The sequence below is a fragment of the Segniliparus rotundus DSM 44985 genome (genome assembly GCF_000092825.1).
Taxonomy (GTDB): domain Bacteria; phylum Actinomycetota; class Actinomycetes; order Mycobacteriales; family Mycobacteriaceae; genus Segniliparus; species Segniliparus rotundus.
In genome coordinates this window covers 873,894-890,517 of record NC_014168.1, presented here as the reverse complement: position 1 = coordinate 890,517, position 16,624 = coordinate 873,894, and the positions used below count along the sequence as shown (strand labels likewise).

Sequence of the window (16,624 nt, the reverse complement as noted above, 5' to 3'; positions counted from 1 at the left end):
ACCCCGCAGAACGAGGCGTCGAGGGTGGTCATGGTGTCGTCGGTTCCTTCTCTTCTCGTAACCCCTCAATAGCTTAGACGCGCGAAAGGGGCCGCTGGTTCCCTGCTGCAAGAATTTGCCTCGTCGTCTTCCTGCGCGAAGCGAGTCGCCGTCCTCAGCCATGATCATATCTCGGTCATGCGCGGTGGACGGTGACTTTCACCTGGTAGGTGGTGGCGGGGTCTTCGATGGGGACGACGATGCTGCTGGACGGGTCGCTGTTGGGGACGGCGGTGAGAATCCCGACGACCCAGGTGCCGGTGGGGGTGTCGATCCACACCGGGCCACCGGAGTCGCCGTGGTCCGAGGGGAAATGCGCGATCACTTTCTCCGTGCTGGTGCTGGACCCGGTGAGGGCTCCGCAGCGTAAACCAGTGGTAGCTCCGTAGGTGCACACGTTCACGGGCTGTCCAGCTGCGAGGAGCTGCGAGAGTTCCTGCGTCGTGTAGAAGGACGCGACGGGCTTCGAAGCCATGATGTCCGGGTTGTTGAACGGCGCGCTCACAGTCGGGATGATCACCGCGAAATCCCGCAACGTCACACCGTTCGCGTCCTTCACATACACCGGGTGGTAGAGCATCCCGACCTTCCGACCGTTCCAATCAACCTCGTCCCCATCCGCGCCGCAATGCCCCGCCGTCAACGCCCCGATCCGACCGTCACCGATGCTGACGTAGGGGCCGAGGGTGCACCGCGACTGAGTGTCGCTGTTGTTGTGCGGCACCGTGATCGTCGCTCCAGGCACCGGCTGCGCGAAATTCCCATACGGTGTCGCCTCAGCGGCGGGCACAGGGGTGAGGATCGCGGCGACTGCCGAAACAGCAAAAGCGAGAGTTCGCCGCGACAGCATTCACGCCTCCCGCGTGAACTGGACGCGAGCCTGACCTTTGCTCTCTTTGGTCACCGAGTCCAAACGCCACCCGGCTTTGCCCTCCCTGGTCGCGACCCTCGCTATCTCGTCGTCGAGCGAGGCGAAGACCCCGCTCGTCACGTTCAAAGTCTGATACTGCTTCTTCGGTTGCGCCATGGCGGTGGCTCCCTTGCGATGTGGTGGTGTGCGTGGTGGTGTGGTGCGCCTCTCGACGCCCAAACGTACTCATCTGTGAGTATGCCCTGACTGAGTTTCGCTGTTCTTCTGATCGGATGTCAAGTGAAGAGGACGATGACGGGATCGACCTGCGCGTCCTGGGTCACGAGCTCCAGCGAGCCCGCGTCGCCAAGGGTTACAGCCTCACTGATTTGGTCTCGCACACTGGCATCGCGAAGGCAACGCTGCACCGGTACGAGATGGCCCAGACGAATCACACGATCCGGCACTTAGTCAAGATCGCCCGCGCGCTTGACGTCCCGCTGTCGCGACTTGTCTCGGTCTTGGACGAACCACCGCAAGACCAGAAGCGCGGGGGCTGATCCACTCTTCGCCCGACGACTCCGAAACCTGACGCGAGCCAATCGCACGCGTCGTCCGCACAAGTGTCACCGCTGTAGCTCCGAACGGTTTCGCGGATGCTGTCGGGATTGTCATGTCACTGCGCGTCGGGAGCGCGCACGAGGTTGCGCGCGAACTGTCGCGACCTTCTGCGGGCATCACGCGAAGATCGCCGCGAACGGGAATGCGAAGACAGCTCGCGACAATTTTTCACTGTCGCGGAACGCGGTGCGCGTCAAAATTGCTAACGTGATTTTCGTGGAGTCGCAACACACGCCGATGCGATCACAAGCCAGGGCGTGGTCTCGCTGAGACTCGTGCAGCTTCTTCGTCGAAGCGTTGCGGAGACAGATCAGACGGATGACGCAAGCCCTTCGCGAAAGGATCGGCATCTAAATTTCTGAGCGCTGTCGCGAAGGGTTGAGAGAGAGGTGCTGCCGAGGCTGCGGAGAACGCAGTCAAAGAGTGCACGGCACCGTGACATCTGCGTCCGGGCGGCGTCAGTCTTTGACGAACTGGATGCGCGCCTTGCGGTCGCTCTCCTTGGTCACGGATTCGATGCGCCAGCCGTCACGGCCCTGACGCTCCGACTCCCTGTCGATCTCGTAGTCCAACGAACTATCGTTCACTGTCACCGACTTGTACTGCGGCATAGCTGAACTCCTCTGCGCTGCACGGCTGGTAGCCGTGGTGATCCTGACATTTTCGGATCATGCCATAGCTGTTCCTGACTGGTCTCGCCGCACCTAGCCCTGATTACGGACCCGTCCTGACGGGCTCCTTCCGGACGGTTCAGTCCCGTTACGGGCTGAGCCTTCGATCAGCGCCCTCCGGGGAGCGTCCTCGACTTAAAATAACTAGTTCTATCAGCGTGTTTTATGAGCATCGCCGAGCCTGCCGCCACATTACGGGCCTCGTTACGAACTCTATTACGGGGAGCCTTACGAGGGTTGTTACGAGCACCGCTACGGGCCTCACTACGAGGGTCGTTACGGATCGGGCCGATATATCCGCCGTGATCTGGGCGGACGCGCTCGACGCGACGTTACGGGGCCGAGATGGCGAGAGTTGGGCGAATTACCGCATATTTTCCATGTCGTGAGTAAGTTTATCCTGTTCGTCATGAATAAAACTTGACAGGGCGGCATATTTATAGTATCCTGGGGATTAGCCCGAACGAAGTTCGGACTACACCACACACACCCGAACCAACTGGGGCCACCAACCCCTCGAACTAGTAGGTGTGTGAATCTATGTCTCCGACAACATCCCCTCTCCCCCCGATCCCCACCCCGGTGCCGCCGATTGCGGCAGACGGCTGTGAAATCACCGGCATGTGCGAAGAATTCGTGCCGCAGCGCCCGTGCCCGCCCGAAGCAGCGGTCTGCGATTTCGGAGCGCCCGTTGATGTCTGCTCGACTGACGCGGCGTCGCAGGCTTGCAACCTCAACGAACTCTGGGCTCACGTTGACAACTTGAACAGCGAAATCAACGCCCTTTCGCAGCACCGCGACGAACTCTTCGCGCCGCGCACAGGACCGGGGCCGAGCACCGAGCTGACAGTGTTCATCACTCTCGGTGTTGTCGGGCTCATCGTTCTCGCGGCTCGGCTCGTGAAATCGCTTCGTGCCCGTGCCGCGAACATCGAAAGCGAGGCATGAGATGACGAATCCGAACAACGGCTTCACGCCGCAGCAGTACGCGCAGGCCCCGAGCAACGGGGTAATCGCACCGCCGCAATACCCTGCACGCGCCCAGTACGGGACATATCCGCAGCCCGTGAAAAGCCTCGGATTGTTCTCCAACGGCATCACGAAGCGGCACGCATGGGCTGCCACCGGCATCTGGTTCGTGTTGCTTCTGCTCAGTGGGGCAACGCATAAGTCTGGCGTTGGCGTAGTCTTCGGCCTCCTCGGATTCGTGGCATCCCTGGCGATGGTCGGAGCGTGGATCACCGTCGCGGTGAAGGCGATGGCGCAAGCCGCAGTTGCGAAAGCAAATGAGCAGCACGTCGCGCACACGCCGGTCCAACCCGCTTACTCGACTTACGCGCCGCCCCTGGCAACGCCTGCGCCAACACCAGCAGTGCCCGCTGCGGAGCCCGAGGAAGAATGGTTGAGTCATCTCCCAAGCACTGCACACGGGTCTGATCAGGAGTGGTGACCAATGGGTGAGCTATTAAACGCGGTGGGCAAAGTCGCGTGGCGACGCATGACACTCGGCAGCGAAGAATCCGCTCGACTCGCACGCATCCGACGTGAGAGCGAGGTCAGGGAACGCGCGCGGGCCGAGGCTCGCGCGCCTGAACTGGAAGCCCGCGCCGAAGAAGCGCGTCGGCGTGAGCAGCAACGCCAGATCGAGCTACAGCACAAGGCCGCAGCGGACTGGGAGAAGCAAGAGTACGGACGCGCGCAAACGAAATTTTCAGGCGGGAACGACAGCTCGAAGCCTCTGGTTGTCGAGCACTTCAAGCTCAAAACGCCTGTCGCTTTTTTGCCCCCTGCTGGTTCGCGAGAACGGGTCGTTCCCGCGCATGAAGTGATGTTGCTGAAGAATCCCGCACTTGCGAACAACGATTCGTTCTCGAAACAAACGGAACTCGCAGGAGAGTTGTACACAGACATGATGAAGCGGTACGGGGCCTTTATCGGGCGCCTGCGCACGAACTGGGCGAAGCTCTGTGAAGCTGCTGGGGTAACAATGTCGAGCACGCGCGACGACCCGTGGCGCGGCCAATTCAGTTTCGGAACACGCCGCGTCACTACGGTGAACGTGCCGACGATCATCGGTGTGAAAGTCGCGGGTGACGGGTTGAGATTGCGTGTAGCTCACCGCCCAGGCGATAGCGCCGCGAAGAACTGGGGCACCAAGCTCGATCAGCTCAAGAACCTATTCCGCGCCGCTGGCGTCGATGCCACGAACCTCTCCGTTGTTGATGACGCGAGGGGCAATATCGTTTTGCGGTTCGACGACGCGCCATCCTCGTTCCCGCTCGCGATTGCCCCGGAGCCGCCCAAGGCGGTGGTGCGGGACCGGGCCGACGCCATTAATCGTTACCAGGACGCGGCGTGGACGCTCGGCCCCGACGCCAGGGGCAACGTCCTCCGCTACCCGGTCAAGAAATATCCGCATGTGCTCGTCGCGAGCAGCACAGGCGGCGGCAAATCCGCTTGGGCACGGACCACTATCGAACAGTTTCGGGTCACTGGTTGGACCTGTTTCATCGGCTCGGGCAAAGTGTCGGACTTCGCCACGATGCGCGACCTGCCTGGTGTCGCGATGGTCACCGGAGGCGACGACGTGGCCCAAGTTGCGGTGATGGTGCGGCGCGTGCGGGTCGAGATGGAGCGGAGGAACACGCAGGCTGCCGAGGCGAAACAGCGCGGCGACACTGCGGCGTTCGCCTTCCCCCCGATCCTCCTCCTGCTCGATGAGTGGGGTGCTGTGGACGTGGCGTTCCGCACCGCATATAAGAAGAGCGACGCCTTCCTCCGCGATGTGGACTTGATCTTGCGCGTCGGTCGAGAAGCGAGAGTCCACGTCGTGCTCCTTTCGCAGACGATCCGTAAGACCGGCGACGGCGCGGTGCCAGGCGCGTGGCAGGAGAACCTGGGTCTGACGATCAGCTTGGGCTCTCCGAGCGAGATCACCCTCGAATCGGACGCGTTCACCGCTGAGACCAAGGGCCGCGCTGCGATGATCGGCGCACGACTGAAAGGAAAACCAGGACGCGGCCTCACCGTTGAGCGCGAGAGCGGCAAGGTTGTCGAATTCCAATCGTTCTACGGCTGGAGCCCAGGCACCACGTCGCTCGACCCGAACGCCGATAGCGACGTGCGACCGCCCACCGAAGAGGTGCGTGCGTTGTGGGAACGTTGGGAACCGATTTCAGCATCCGTGCCGTGGATCATGCCTCGCGTCGGGATCAAAGCCACCTCACCAGCATGGCGCACAGGCGACTTGTCCGAGGTCGCCAACACCCCGACCGTCGCCTTGACCGACGAGCACGGCGCGGTGAAACCAGGGATGGAGCAATACGACCCGGCCAGCGACGAATGGCTCGGCAAACAACCTGCGAGCACAGCCACGGGGTTGCACGAGGACTTGGACTTCGACAAACCGGAGACGAACGCGCCGACCGCGAACGCGGCCACGATGAGCGATGCGGAACTGCAAGAAGCCGTGCGGCAAGAGGCGATACGGCGCGGCCTCCTCGACCCAGACCCAGAGCCCGAGTCGCCTGGCGAGACCTCCCAGCGGTCAAAGCCAACGCCCAAACCGGAGACAAAATCGGCCACGAAGCCGAAGATCCAGGGCGAGGTATAGGTGGCCACATCAGTGCTCGCGTTGGATGTGACTGTGCAGGCGGTGAGCACGGCTCGTGTCGCGGACGGTGTTGTGCCGAGATGCTCCCTCGTGCATAGCGACGCGATCCACGGCCACCACGGGCCGAGGGAGAACATGCGGCGCCATGTGGAGCACGCGCGGCGCCTGGTCGAAGCGATCAGCGTGAATCCTCCTGCGCTCGTTGTGATGGCGAAGAACGTGTGGTTCGACATGAGCCGTGATCCGAGCGGGGGCCGCCGCTCAGCGCTGTTCTTCGAGATAGTCCGACAGCTCGACCACGCGGACATCCCAGTGGCCGAAGTGTCGCTGCTAACCGTCCAGAAGACGCTTTGCGGGGCGGCGAAATTCGGAGCGAAAGGCCACGAGAGTCTCGCGCAGGAGGTCCGCCGCCTCTATCCGGAACTCGTCACACCTCCCGATCCCATGAGGAAAGAGGAGCCCAAATACAGGGTCACCACGGTCGCGCTCGCATTAGCCGGTGCCATGTGCGCGGGCGTCCCAACCCGTTTAGAGGTCACAACCACACGGCTCATGGCGCTCCAAGCGGGTGAATGGCCCCAGCGGTTCAAACTGCTCAGCACGGCGACCGAATGGCACGAACGGTATGGCAATGTCGGGGCGGCTGGCATACTGTCGGCATGAGCGACGGCACCAAGGCTCCCTGGTGGAGCGTGGTCTCGTTCCTAGCGGCATACGTGGCCGTGTACGCGGCGGGGAGCATCGTCATCGAGCGAAACGGGCCACAACTTTGGGCGGGCGTGCTCCTCTTGGCCTGCGCCTGTGCCACGTTCGCGTGGACAGCGGCCCGCAACGCCCCAGAGCCTGGCACTACGAAGCGAACACCTCGCGAAATCCTCTTGGGCCGTCCAGGCATAAGGGGAGGCGCCGCGCTGCGGATGTGGTCGTGGCACAACTACCCGTTCTTCATCGCCTTCACCTCCTTCATGCTCGCGACACAGGAATTCCAGCTGCTCTACGGCTACTGGCGGGCACTGCTCATCACCACTGGCAGCGTCCTCCTCGTTGTCGCGGCGCAGCGCTATCGAAGTGGACGGCGCGGTAAGGTCACGGACCAATGAGCGATTCGCCTGCCGTAAGGCCCTCACCGGGGTGGGCTTGGCCGCTCTGGCTCCTGATGGTCGCGCTCATGCTCCCCGTGGGGGCGTACGAGCTGTTCATCATCGGCATCTCCGCGATGGCCGCCGACGGGTGCCCATCCTCGGGGCCGTGCGACTTGTCATGGGTGGCGTTCGCGGACGCGACTATCGGGGGCGGGTGGCTGCTCGCCTTCCTCGTCGCGACCGCAGGCTTCATCGTCGCCAACCACAAGGGGAGGCCCGCATTGCGGTGGGCCGGGTACGGCTGGGCGACCCTGGTCCTCACACTGGCGCTCGGCCTCGCGATCATGAGCGCGGGCGAGAAAGCGATGCTCGACAACCGCAGCTCCAGCGCCCCAACCACCCCGTGGACCCCGCCGTACCGCATGAAGACGACACTGCCCGACGAGGCGGCGGCGGCACATGCCTGCCTAGAGTTTTACCGGCAGACCCTCCAAAAGCTCCCCGAAGGCTGGTACTGGAGCCAAAGCAACCCGCCCGAATGGCCGGTGAACACATCCGTCGTGCACCCGGAGACGCAGACGAGCAAGGACTACCCGCCGCTCCTCTCCGCAAGCTTCTACCTCATGAACAACAACCGAACCGACCCGGAATCCCGCGACATCACCGACCTCGTGCGCAGCGCATGGCTCGAACTGGGCTGGGAGGAGAGCCGCTACCCGAACAGCGGCGACCAGCCGAGCCGCCAAGGAGTCACCGAGAGCGGGGTCGAGATGACCTTGTACCGGGCGAGCGAGAACCGCGACAGCGCGTGGGGTTCGGCGAACTGCAACGCGACATTCCGCAAAGAAGGAGAAGACCCCGCCGTCACAGCGGCCTTCCCCCACACCATCACCCGCTGACAGCCTCACCCGTGGAGGTCAACACCGATTGAGACTTATGCGGGCTTGACGGGTTCTCTCGATCAGCCCATCGCTTTGGCTTGAATCCATTTAGCCCGCAGGTCCGCAGTGAAGGACCAGAAGTTCCCGAGCAGGCAGGCGGCTCCCGCCGCTTTCCAGAAGAGCGGGACGGTGTTCAACCAAGGTGGTGAAGTCGTGCAGCATGTGATCCTCCAACTTTGCCGCACGGATGCGGCATCGTTCTGCCTGCCGCGAAGCTTACAGCGATTTCACGGTCACGCCAAGGGGCTTTCGTGCGCCTGGCGCGACCCAATGGGCGGAACGATGAGGAGAGATCGAGGCAGCGCAGGACCAACTGGCTCAGGGGATGAGCGCCCACAGGAACGCCCATATGACGACAGTCAAGGGCAGCCAGAGCAGCACGACAGCGAGGATCGACGCGAACCCCACCTGGTTGCTCGTGAGGTTGAGCGTGGTCCGCCGTAGCCTCAGCACCGACCTGGGCGCCAATCTCAGCAAACGGAGCACCGGAGGTTTGAGATATGGGTCGATGAGGCTCATGCTCCGCATCACTCCTGCCCATTTCTCCTCGGGCGTGACGAGCGCGAAATCTCGATTGACGCTCGAAGCCTTCCCGACGATCCCAATCATCAACGCGATGAAGACGATTCCGCCAACATCCACGAACAGCTTCACCGGATACTGGTCGTGATCATGGGCGTGCGTCGTGATGAGCGCTTCCACCATGCGTCTGACCGCCAATGTCACCAGCGCGAGTACCACCCACTTCAAGGAGGTGAGCACCGCCCCGTACCGTTTCCGCCCGATACTGAGCTTACGGTCGGGCTCGGTGACGTTATAGACCGCGAGGACGACGACCAAAATGACGGGCACCATCCGCAGCGCGGTCGGGATCAGCCGCGCGAAAATGAGAGCGATCAAAACCCAGCTGATGACATCGGCGGCATCGGTCTTCGCGTGATCCCCGTAACGTGCATCGCCGCCGAGGAGCCACGCGAAGAACAGCAAGACCAACGTCACGGAGGTCGTGACCGCCAGATATCCCGTCAGCAGCTTCGCTGGGAACCACAGCTCGCGCAGCCAGCCACGCCAATCCTTCCTCAGCCGCACGATGGAGAGAACATCAGCCATCGGCACATCGTCGCACAAGCCGACGTGGAACGAGATCAGGCGGCGCGACCGGCGCAAGGGATCAAGTAAGCGCGTCCGACCCTGACAACCAGGTCAACACGGCGGAAGAGCTTGTGCCAGAGGTGTGCAATGGAGTCACCACGACCAGCTGGACGCATCCTCCTCGTGGGGTATCCTCAGCTCGGCAGTGATTGTGTGATGTCCGAGGAAAGGCCATGTGCATACTCGTGGTGAATGACTCGCCTAACATGGGTTTTAGGAAGAAGGCCCATGTTCAGGAACCGAGATCGGGGGGTCTCTTCTGTGGCCAGTAAGAGGAAAGGTGTCAGACGGCCCAACAAGAAGCGGTCTGTCGAAGATCAGACTCAAAAGCTGGTCGAGTGGGTCAAGAACGCCGACCCGCCCTGCTATCCGGTATGGGACTATCTTCTGGCTGCTCAGCAGATTTCTCGCCGCCCGCCGCCCCGTCCTGGTCTGGGCAGGATTCCACCAGAGGTGTGGTTCGACACTCTGTGCCTGCTGCCGATCAAATTCAGATTCGCTGACGGAGGCGAGTGGACGCGACGGGTCCATGACATGGCAGTAGAACAGGGGAAAACCACGCTCGATGTTGTGGAAGAGCTGTCCCGAGCCCGTGACGATGGATCTATATCATGGGATGAAGCAACCGAATGCCATGTCTTCGCGTTCGCGAGCACCGAGCTTTCAGACGACGAGCCCGAAGCGGCAAGCAAACATCCGCGCGATGTGTTCCCCTCGCTGATCGAAGCCTTAGACCAGGCGAGCGAGACGGGCAGCGAGCCAAGTCTGGTGAAGATGTTCGAGGGCGATGATGTTCTGCGGAAACTGCTCACTATGCGCATGGCAAGAGAGCTGCGCGATGACGGGTGGTGGCCGGTGAAAGCGTCGAAGGCGTACACGACCCACAAGCCGGAATCCATGTACAGCTGCATGAACTGCATGCGCGCGGTGCGTCTTGAACCAGAACCGAAGCCAAGCGTGAACGAAGCGCCAGAAGAGGTTCGATTCATCAATGGAATCTGGACTCACGCGGACGATCAGTACGAGGGCGAGCACAAGACCGACTGCGTGTTCGACGCGGAAGACGTGTTCAAAGGGCTCGTTATCGTTGCTGGCGAAAAGCTAGAGAGGCGCTCAGAGAACTGGTCGTTGAAAGTCTCCAGCGAATTCGCCGAAAGCGCGTTGCCGCCACAGGGGCAGGATTCCTCTCAGGCCCCCGTAGCCGTCTCAGAAGAGGACAGGCACTTCCTTCACCTTCCGTCAATGCTGGACGCACTTCTAGTGTTCTACGGCTTGGATCGGTCGAACCTCTTCACCGTGGACATTGGCGGATCGGAGTTCAAGTGGCACGAGTTCTTCTACGGCCTCGGTGATATTCCGACGCTGGCGCGAGAACTCGCCAAGGACTCGTTGCCGAGGCCTAACTTGTCAGTGAAGCTCGCAAGGCCCGTGGTGATGGAGGTTGACTCTTGGTACCGCGAGCCGCCGTTGAGGCCGGTCACGCGGCATGGGGTTGATTACTGGGGCGTGTATCAGAAAGTGGCTACGCGAGTGCCTGTCAGCATGTTCGGCAAAGCTAGCAGAGATCGAGAACGCTGGGAGGAGTGCGACATCTGGGCCACTCTCCGCTTCACCGATCAGGAGCTGGCTGAGAAGGTCGATTTCACGAGCTACCCGCTCGTGGTGTTCGGTTACCCGGAGCTGGGTTTCGGGAAGGACGGCACGGCCTACCTCAACGTGGTGATCAACCACGCGGGACAGATCGGTGAGTCATTCTCGGACCTGCTCCCTCGACGCGAAGAACCTTACACAGCTTGGCAGGCTTAGACGATCAACGTAGCGCTGTCCATGACGCTGGCGCCCATTACGCCGCGCCCTGAGTGGTCGTGACGGCGTGGACGACCAGACACTGGGCTTCGCGATCCCACTCGAACCGGGCCCGACCATCCCGCCACAAGCGGATGGTCGCGGCGGTGACGAGCATGTCCGTGAACTCCTCGTGCGCCGCAGTGATCTCGTCCTCGCTCATCCGGCCCGCCGAGGACAAAACCTCGGCCAGGAAACGCTTCGTCGTCTCGATCTCGCTCATCGCGTCACATCCTTCACGAGACGACCCCGAGCAAGCGCTGAGCGGGCGGTAGAGCGGAAGGATCGAACGGCCCGTAAACCTGGGGCTGGGCCGGAACGGCAACAGCAGGTTGCGGGGCGGGGCGATATTTGTTGGTCGGGTCGTAGAGATTGCCGGTTTTCGGGTCGCGCGCAAAATATTGTTTCGCGAAATCCTCGACCACCTCGCCTGATTCGACAGCCCGCTCCAACGCCTCGTCCAGATATTTCCTTCGGGGGTTGTCAAGACTGTTCCTGATCTCTCGTTTCGTGCGCCCACCGCCCTGTAGAATCGCGGTGATTTTCTTGACGTTGTTCTCGATTCGGGTTTCGTGCGAGGCTTCGAGATATTCTTCGGCGTTCGTGCGCGAGATCCCCGCGAGCATGCCGCGTTTCGCCGCCTGATCCCGATCCTCTTTCTCTGTTTCCTTCGTGATGCCGTGGCGGACCCTGTTTGAGTGTTCGAGCACGGCGTCCGCCCAGTCCCACGCCGCGAGGTCGATGACCGCGTGCGCGTTGGGGCCTGCGACCCATCCGGCGTAGATCGCGGCGATACGCACACGCAGGTTGTCGCGGTGCGTGTCATCAGGGTTGAGGCTGAGCCGCAGCGCGGACGTGCGGTTGGTCATGATGTCCAAGGACACCGCCGCGTCCACCGTCACATGCTTCGGGCCGTTCACCTGGATCGTCGGCGGCGTCGGCGGCACATGCGGGAGGCCCATGCTCTGCGCCAGCTCCGCGCGGATAGCCGGGATATCGGACGGGTCCGGGGCGTCGGGGTCATCCACCGCCATCCACAACAAACGTTGAAGCGTCCCCCCGCCACCGTCCCGCAGCAGCGGAGCGGCCCTCTTCGGCTGCACGCCCACGGTGGCGACGCAGCGGTAGGTGCCCGCCTCCACCGTCATCCCGAACCCGTCCTTCTGCCGCGAGAGGCTCTTGTCACCGAAGGACTCCCCGGAGAACACGCTGCGGAGCGTGGACTCCAACGTCGAGCCCTTCCCGCTCGTCTTCGCCGCGAAATGGTCGATCTCCGGCCAATCCGCCCACACCGGCATGTCGTGGCGCTGCACCAGCCTCTTCCCGTCCTCGTCTTGGGTTTCCTCGAAGAAGAAATGGATCAGGGCCTCGCCGGAGGCGGGGGTGTCCCGCACCACCGTCAACATCGGGTCGTGGAACACCAACGGCAACCCCATCGCCTGCCCCTTCCCGATACCACTGGGCGCGACGAACCCCACCATCAAGTTCAATGGCTGAGTACGGACCCCGGTGCCGGTGAGGACGCTGGTCTTCGCGCCGTCGCACGCGGCCACGCACAACGCCTTCGCCAACGCGCCCCACGGCGAACACGCCTGATACCCGCGCGCCATCAACCGCAACCGTTCTAATAGCGGAAGCCCGGTGTGGAAGACGGCCTCGAACAGGACGTCCTCATTGGGGTCAGCCGTGGAGTCGTGCTCCCACGTTATCGGAACAAGCACACGCGTAGGTGCTACACTTGATGTGCAACCGTCATAGTTGTTTGTAGTCACTTTTAATATCTTTCTCTGGAAGCCCCCGGTCGCACGGGGGTTTTTCTTTTGGTCAGGCCGCGTTCTTGGCATTGTCGGAGGGGAAGTGTTTTGGGGCGGTGCCCCAGAGGTGCTCGGCGTCCGCGAGTTTGATCGCGTATGCGGTGAGACGTCCGTTTCCTCCTATGACAGCGAGCGCGGGTAAGCGTCCTACCTTGATCTGGTACAACACTTTTCCGGGGTGAAACTGGTAAAGCGCGGCGACATAGCCCACGCCTGCGTACTCCTCGGGTTCACGGGTGCCGGTTGTTGAATTCTGAGATGTGTTCTTGTGCATGCGTCGAATATAGCGGAAAAACTCTGCGCGTGCAGAAACTCGAATGTTGAAAGTGTTAATACGAGAATTACACGGGAATTCGTTAATATGGGAATTACAGATGCGGTACTCCGTGCTTCGGTGGGACGAAATTCTCGCCGCTGGATTCACCGCGCCGGGGCGCGCAAGCGTTGTGAGGGGGTGGAGTGTGGCGCGGAGTGCGGCTTACATCGCCTGTTTGGGCAGATCAGATGATGTTTTCAGGGTGAGAGTGGAGTGGAGTGCCGGGGGTTGCTCTCCAAAGCGAACGCAGCGTCAAAAAAGATTCATCGGCATCAATCCTTTCCGGTATATACGCAGCTCATGATACATAAATACTAGTATTAAGTACTTATAAGTATTGAAATATGTTTTTATATAAGGAGACGTAGACGCTGAGCCTCATCCGGGGAGGGGGACGGCTCTTCGGCACTCCACTCCACTCTCACCCTGAAAACATCCATTGAACTGGGATTATTATCAAAATGCCCAGCACTCCGCGTCACACTCCACCCACTCGCGTCATCCCGAAACGGGCCCTGTCATCCTCTCAGAGCCGCGAAGAACAGTTTCAGCCCACTACCTGTTTCGGGTTTCAGCGCCTCGGCGGCGCTCTCAGGGCTGCTTCCGGCCATGCTCATCACGCACGCTCACGAGCCGCGTCCTCTCCCGAAATCGGGCCGCGCTCATTCCACATCAGAACATCAACCAGCCGCGCCTTCCCGGCACGGGGGAAATGCTCAAAAAATTCTGACCAGGGGTTTTGCCGAACTCGCCCGTTGTCGTCTATCAAGATGTAGAATTGAGAATGGCTCCGTGGTGGCGCCGTGGTGTAGCGGAAAGTAAGAAGCCCCCGTCTCGAATAGACGGGGGCTTCTCTGTGCGGGGGGTGTTGGCGTCGGGTTACGCGGCCTCGGAGGAGATATCCGGGGCTGTGACTGACTTCGGGAGTTTCACGTTCTTCGGCGCAGTGTGTCCGAGTGTTGTCAGAACGGAGGGCTGAACCAAGTTCACGGCTTCTCTTATTGCGACACGGTACTTCTCCGCTACTTCGTTGAAGTCCGACCCGGCATCGGTGATTATCTCGTTCGCGCGGCGCTGAGCGTCACCGAGAATGTTCTCGGCTTCGCTCCGGGCGAGGTCTAATTCGTTCTGAGCTAGGCTGAGTTCGGTGCGAAGTTGGTCGAGGTTCGCGAGATGCTCGGTCAGGTATGATGCGAGCTGTTGATGATCGGTCATGCCGCCTCTCCTCCTGTCGGTGTTTCCCGTCCCGCGAGGAGGATCGCGGCCTCTTGGGGTGGGATGCCCTCGAACTCGACCCCTGCCCGCGTGAGCGCGTTGAACGCTGAGGAGCAGGGGCAGTCTGGCCCGTGGAGATGTTGGATCATGCCGCGCTCCTCCCTTCGGCTCCGGTTTGCGCACGAGTTTGGCCGTGAAGCCAGGCGTCCACCTCGGCGGTGAGGTATCGGACGGGGCCTCGCTTCGCCCCGCCGAGCTTCACGAATCGCGGCCCGAGCCCTTGGAACCGCCATTGTTCGAGCGTTCCCGTGCTGATGCCGAGCCATTGGGAGAGGCCGAGGTCGTCCACGAGGTCTGCTTCTGGTCGTCGCCCCAGGTGCGGGGCTTTTTGTTTCTCTAGTTTCATACTTCCATCATACTATGGTTTATCCTAAATTTCTATGGTATAGATTTATTTACTATGGATACTGTTAAACTACGCGCATGCCGCCTACAGCCAGGCCAGGACCGTCGTCGCGGGCTGTGGCCCGCAACCTCGTCCGCTACCGCAAACAGGCCGAGCTTTCCCAGGTGGACGTGGTGCGCATGCTGACCGAACGGGGCGTGCCCCTGTCAGTCCCGTCCTACTCGGCTATAGAGAACGGCGGCACGAGGATCACTGTCGATCTACTGGTCGCCGCTGCCGACGCCCTCGGGGTGAGCCCCGCGACCCTGTTGATCCCCCACGCCGAAGACATGGAAGCCGAGGTAGAGCTGACCGGGGCGAAAGCCACCGCAGTCCAGGCGTGGCGGTGGATCACAGCGCAAAGCCCGCTGAAGCCCTTGGAGGACAAGGGGAAGCGGGCTGAGGCCGAGGTCCGCGCTTGGCGTTACCGGGTCTCCCCGATCTGGTGGGGGCGGGGGCAAGATGGCGACCGTTGAGCCCTACACCACGTCTCTCGGCGAAAAGCTTTGGCTGGTCCGGTACCGCAAGCCTGATCGGAAGCAGACGACGAAGCGCGGCTTCACGACCAAACGAGACGCGAACGCGTTCGCGAACGAGGTGGAGGTCAAGAAGGCCACCGGCTCGTACATCGCGCCCGCGCTCGGACGGGTGACGGTCTCTTCTGTAGCGGAGGGCTGGCTCACGCATAAGGAGGCGACGTTGAAGCCTTCGGCGTGGCGCCCCGTGGAGAGCGCTTGGAGGGCGCGAGTCGAGCCCGAGTGGGGCGCTGTGCGGATCTCCGATGTCGAGCAGGTCGATGTGGAGAGATGGATCGCCCGCCTGCGTACGCAAAACCTCTCCGCGACATCGGTGCTGCGAGCGCATCAGACCCTCGCCGGTGTGCTCGATCTGGCGGTGAAGTCTCGTCGGCTTGCGAGCAATCCGGCTCGCGGGATCGACGGGCTGCCGAGGAAAGTCCGCAAACCTCGGACATATTTCTCAACCGATCAGCTTCACAGCCTCGCGGACGAGTCGAAAGGCCACCGCACGCTGGTCCTGCTACTCGGGACGATGGGGCCGCGCTGGGGAGAGACCGTGGGCCTGCAAGTCGGAGACTGCGATTTCCTTCGCCGTCGCGTGCATATCCGAAGGAATGCGGTTCAGCTCGGCGGCGGACAGATCGTGGTCGGCACGCCGAAGGGCCACGAGGACAGGTGGGTTCCGATCCCACCGTTCCTCCTCGACGACCTGGCTCGGCAATGCGAGGGGAAGAAGCGGGACGATTTGGTGTTCCCAGCTCGTGGCGGCGGATTCTTGAAGCGCCCGTACGCGGAGTCCGGCTGGTTCGACGGGGCTCTCCGACGCGCGGGGCTGCCGAGGGTGACTCCGCACGACCTGCGCCACACAGCTGCCAGCATCGCCGTGTCGAACGGGGCGAACATCCTTGCTCTGGCTCGGATGCTCGGACACGATCCCGCGATGACGCTGAAGGTGTACGCAGATTTGTTTGACGCGGATCTGGACGCGGTGGCCGAGGCGGTGAGCGCTGCGATGACTCGGGAGAAGTGTGCTCAAAATGTGCTCAAAGGGGCATGATCACGGACTTGCCGACCAGCGGAAAAGAGTCGGCTCCCGTCCCTGATCAGGGACGGGAGCCGCTACTGCGGAGGATAGGGGATTTGAACCCCTGAGGGCTGTTAACCCAACCCGCGTTCCAGGCGAGCGCCATAGGCCACTAGGCGAATCCTCCGCCGAGGAGTATAGCGGACGTTCACCGCAGAGACGAATCCGTTCGCCCAGCCCGCACCGGACCGAGACCAGCCGCCGCACCGGATTGCGCTCCCCGGCGCCACTGCGTGTAAACTCCTTTTCAGGACCCCGTGCGGCGACCATCCTGTGAACCCCCCCAGGGCCGGAAGGCAGCAAGGGTCAACGGGCTCTGGCGGGTGCGCGGGGTCCCCTGCTCTCTTCGCGACGCAAGCCGCGAACCGGCGCAGCGAAGAAAGCAACGCGGCTCAGCCAAGAAAAACAAGCCAGCGGC

General features: G+C 62.0%; 20 protein-coding genes, 1 tRNA gene and 1 other RNA gene. 11 read left to right on the top strand and 11 right to left on the bottom strand.

What is annotated here, in order from left to right; translation table 11 throughout:
• Nucleotides 1–175: 175 nt before the first annotated feature.
• The gene (locus tag SROT_RS04545; RefSeq protein WP_148223343.1) at nt 176–829 is read right to left on the bottom strand and encodes a chymotrypsin family serine protease; all 654 of its coding nucleotides are present in this window, start codon (nt 827–829) and stop codon (nt 176–178) included.
• A gap of 60 nt (nt 830–889) precedes the next feature.
• Nucleotides 890–1,066 (bottom strand): hypothetical protein, encoded by a 177-nt coding sequence (locus tag SROT_RS16690; RefSeq protein WP_013137834.1) that lies wholly within the window; start codon nt 1,064–1,066, stop codon nt 890–892.
• Nucleotides 1,067–1,182: 116 nt separating this feature from the next.
• Here SROT_RS16690 and SROT_RS04540 point away from each other — a divergent pair, with 116 nt between their 5' ends.
• On the top strand, nt 1,183–1,449 hold the full coding sequence (locus SROT_RS04540) for a helix-turn-helix domain-containing protein (protein WP_013137833.1): 267 nt from the start codon (nt 1,183–1,185) through the stop codon (nt 1,447–1,449).
• 519 nt (nt 1,450–1,968) lie between these two features.
• On the opposite strand, the gene SROT_RS16685 is transcribed toward SROT_RS04540, so the two are convergent.
• Nucleotides 1,969–2,121 (bottom strand): hypothetical protein, encoded by a 153-nt coding sequence (locus tag SROT_RS16685; protein WP_013137832.1) that lies wholly within the window; start codon nt 2,119–2,121, stop codon nt 1,969–1,971.
• Nucleotides 2,122–2,721: 600 nt separating this feature from the next.
• Between SROT_RS16685 and SROT_RS04530 the strand changes: the two genes are divergently transcribed.
• From SROT_RS04530 to SROT_RS04505, 6 genes are all read left to right on the top strand, one after another.
• Nucleotides 2,722–3,129 carry a hypothetical protein gene (locus SROT_RS04530; RefSeq protein WP_013137831.1) on the top strand — a complete coding sequence of 136 codons (408 nt, stop codon included), beginning with the start codon at nt 2,722–2,724 and terminating at the stop codon, nt 3,127–3,129.
• A 1-nt stretch (nt 3,130) separates the two neighbouring features.
• Nucleotides 3,131–3,631: a hypothetical protein gene (locus SROT_RS04525; protein WP_013137830.1), complete on the top strand. Its 501-nt coding sequence runs from the start codon at nt 3,131–3,133 to the stop codon at nt 3,629–3,631.
• Nucleotides 3,632–4,168: 537 nt separating this feature from the next.
• Nucleotides 4,169–5,794, top strand: coding sequence for an FtsK/SpoIIIE domain-containing protein (locus SROT_RS04520; protein ID WP_187288061.1), 1,626 nt, complete (start codon nt 4,169–4,171; stop codon nt 5,792–5,794).
• The gene (locus tag SROT_RS04515) at nt 5,795–6,457 is read left to right on the top strand and encodes a hypothetical protein (RefSeq protein WP_148223342.1); all 663 of its coding nucleotides are present in this window, start codon (nt 5,795–5,797) and stop codon (nt 6,455–6,457) included. It abuts the gene before it with no gap.
• Nucleotides 6,454–6,894, top strand: a complete 441-nt coding sequence (locus tag SROT_RS04510) for a hypothetical protein (protein WP_013137827.1) — start codon at nt 6,454–6,456, stop codon at nt 6,892–6,894. The genes SROT_RS04515 and SROT_RS04510 overlap by 4 nt, the downstream gene beginning before the upstream one ends.
• Nucleotides 6,891–7,775: a hypothetical protein gene (locus tag SROT_RS04505; protein ID WP_013137826.1), complete on the top strand. Its 885-nt coding sequence runs from the start codon at nt 6,891–6,893 to the stop codon at nt 7,773–7,775. Before SROT_RS04510 ends, SROT_RS04505 begins: the two co-directional genes overlap by 4 nt.
• Before the next feature lie 360 nt (nt 7,776–8,135).
• Here SROT_RS04505 and SROT_RS04500 read toward each other — a convergent pair whose 3' ends face one another.
• The gene (locus SROT_RS04500; RefSeq protein WP_013137825.1) at nt 8,136–8,927 is read right to left on the bottom strand and encodes a hypothetical protein; all 792 of its coding nucleotides are present in this window, start codon (nt 8,925–8,927) and stop codon (nt 8,136–8,138) included.
• 270 nt (nt 8,928–9,197) lie between these two features.
• Between SROT_RS04500 and SROT_RS04495 the strand changes: the two genes are divergently transcribed.
• Nucleotides 9,198–10,775: a hypothetical protein gene (locus SROT_RS04495; protein ID WP_013137824.1), complete on the top strand. Its 1,578-nt coding sequence runs from the start codon at nt 9,198–9,200 to the stop codon at nt 10,773–10,775.
• Between the two features lie 37 nt (nt 10,776–10,812).
• On the opposite strand, the gene SROT_RS04490 is transcribed toward SROT_RS04495, so the two are convergent.
• The 6 genes from SROT_RS04490 to SROT_RS04470 all read right to left on the bottom strand — a co-directional run bounded on the left by SROT_RS04490 (nt 10,813) and on the right by SROT_RS04470 (nt 14,565).
• Nucleotides 10,813–11,037 (bottom strand): hypothetical protein, encoded by a 225-nt coding sequence (locus SROT_RS04490; RefSeq protein WP_013137823.1) that lies wholly within the window; start codon nt 11,035–11,037, stop codon nt 10,813–10,815.
• Between the two features lie 13 nt (nt 11,038–11,050).
• On the bottom strand, nt 11,051–12,535 hold the full coding sequence (locus tag SROT_RS04485; protein WP_013137822.1) for a hypothetical protein: 1,485 nt from the start codon (nt 12,533–12,535) through the stop codon (nt 11,051–11,053).
• A 103-nt stretch (nt 12,536–12,638) separates the two neighbouring features.
• Nucleotides 12,639–12,902: a hypothetical protein gene (locus SROT_RS04480; RefSeq protein WP_148223341.1), complete on the bottom strand. Its 264-nt coding sequence runs from the start codon at nt 12,900–12,902 to the stop codon at nt 12,639–12,641.
• A gap of 921 nt (nt 12,903–13,823) precedes the next feature.
• The gene (locus SROT_RS04475; protein WP_013137820.1) at nt 13,824–14,159 is read right to left on the bottom strand and encodes a hypothetical protein; all 336 of its coding nucleotides are present in this window, start codon (nt 14,157–14,159) and stop codon (nt 13,824–13,826) included.
• Nucleotides 14,156–14,308 (bottom strand): hypothetical protein, encoded by a 153-nt coding sequence (locus SROT_RS16680; protein ID WP_013137819.1) that lies wholly within the window; start codon nt 14,306–14,308, stop codon nt 14,156–14,158. Before SROT_RS16680 ends, SROT_RS04475 begins: the two co-directional genes overlap by 4 nt.
• The gene (locus SROT_RS04470; protein ID WP_013137818.1) at nt 14,305–14,565 is read right to left on the bottom strand and encodes a helix-turn-helix transcriptional regulator; all 261 of its coding nucleotides are present in this window, start codon (nt 14,563–14,565) and stop codon (nt 14,305–14,307) included. Before SROT_RS04470 ends, SROT_RS16680 begins: the two co-directional genes overlap by 4 nt.
• A 77-nt stretch (nt 14,566–14,642) precedes the next feature.
• Here SROT_RS04470 and SROT_RS04465 point away from each other — a divergent pair, with 77 nt between their 5' ends.
• Together SROT_RS04465 and SROT_RS04460 are read left to right on the top strand one after the other, a co-directional pair.
• A complete protein-coding gene (locus tag SROT_RS04465; RefSeq protein WP_041406922.1) occupies nt 14,643–15,080 on the top strand; it encodes a helix-turn-helix domain-containing protein in 438 nt (145 codons plus the stop codon).
• The gene (locus SROT_RS04460) at nt 15,067–16,179 is read left to right on the top strand and encodes a site-specific integrase (RefSeq protein WP_013137816.1); all 1,113 of its coding nucleotides are present in this window, start codon (nt 15,067–15,069) and stop codon (nt 16,177–16,179) included. Before SROT_RS04465 ends, SROT_RS04460 begins: the two co-directional genes overlap by 14 nt.
• Before the next feature lie 68 nt (nt 16,180–16,247).
• Here SROT_RS04460 and SROT_RS04455 read toward each other — a convergent pair.
• Nucleotides 16,248–16,333, bottom strand: a tRNA-Ser gene (locus SROT_RS04455).
• A gap of 119 nt (nt 16,334–16,452) precedes the next feature.
• Here SROT_RS04455 and ffs point away from each other — a divergent pair.
• Nucleotides 16,453–16,549: signal recognition particle sRNA small type (ffs, locus tag SROT_RS15860), an RNA gene on the top strand.
• Nucleotides 16,550–16,624 lie beyond the last annotated feature (75 nt).